1 protein-coding gene is annotated in these 1,021 nt (G+C 68.2%); it reads left to right on the forward strand.

Annotated elements, in window-relative coordinates; genetic code table 11:
- Positions 1-447 (forward strand): ATP-binding protein (locus tag AB0O00_RS41435; RefSeq protein ID WP_363659820.1); only part of this gene is annotated, 447 nt, incomplete at its 5' end.
- Positions 448-1,021: the final 574 nt, after the last annotated feature.

Here is a 1,021-nt window from a genome sequence, read left to right on the forward strand (position 1 = left end):
GTGGTTGGCCCGTCGGGCTCGGGCAAGAGCCACTTCACCGTGGCACTCGGGCTAGCCGCCGTCGACGCCGGGATGACCGTCGCATGGTTCACCATCGAGGACCTCGGCGCCCTGGTCCGCCGCCACCGCGTCGACGACTCCGTCTCCAAGGCGATCACCCGGATCACCCGCACCGACTTGATCATCGTCGACGACATCGGGCTCCTGCCCGTCTCACCCGACGCCGCCGAAGGCTTCTACCGCCTGGTCGATGCCGCATACGAGCGCCGCAGTCTGGCGGTCAGCAGCAACCTTCATCCGTCGGGATTCGACGAGATCATGCCGAAGACCCTCGCCACCGCGACCGTCGACCGGCTCCTGCACCACGCCCATGTCGTCGTCACCCAAGGCGACAGCCACCGCCTCGCCGAGGCAACCACCGGACGAGGCGTCGTCCCCCTCGACTGACCCCACCCCCGGGGAGATCAACTGTCCACTGGGGACTTTCACTGTCCACCAGCGGGGAGATCAACTTTCCGCCACCGGGGAGATCCCACTGTCCCTTGACAGTTGGTCCACATCAGGTACGGGGATCCGTCGCACAGTATGCCCACCTGGGATCAATCTCGCGGGTGCGGGGAGCAGAACCCACCGACCAGGCGCCTCGACACCGCCAGGGGATCAGCCCCTTGCGTGACGTGACGTCATGGTTGTTGCCGGGAAACTGCCATGAAGAGGTCCCGCCCACCGAACGAGCCGGAGCGCGGGACCTGTACACAGTCTTCACGAAGCGTGGCGTGGCCGCAGCGAATTCGAACCGGCACTCGCGCGCGACGACGAGCGCGTGCCGGGCACACTCGCGGCGCGCCTGGTGGACGCGGGACTCGGCCGGTGGCACATCTGAGGGTCCCGGACACCCGAGGAGACGCCGATGCGATCACCCCTTCCCGATGCGCTGCCCCGGCGCCGACCGTGGCGGGCACTGTTGTGGGCGCTCGTACCGGTGGCGGTCACGGTCGGCGTCTACTGGTATGGGCGCGCC

The sequence above is a fragment of the Kitasatospora sp. NPDC093558 genome (genome assembly GCF_040683475.1).
In the GTDB taxonomy this organism is placed as follows: Bacteria; Actinomycetota; Actinomycetes; order Streptomycetales; family Streptomycetaceae; genus Kitasatospora.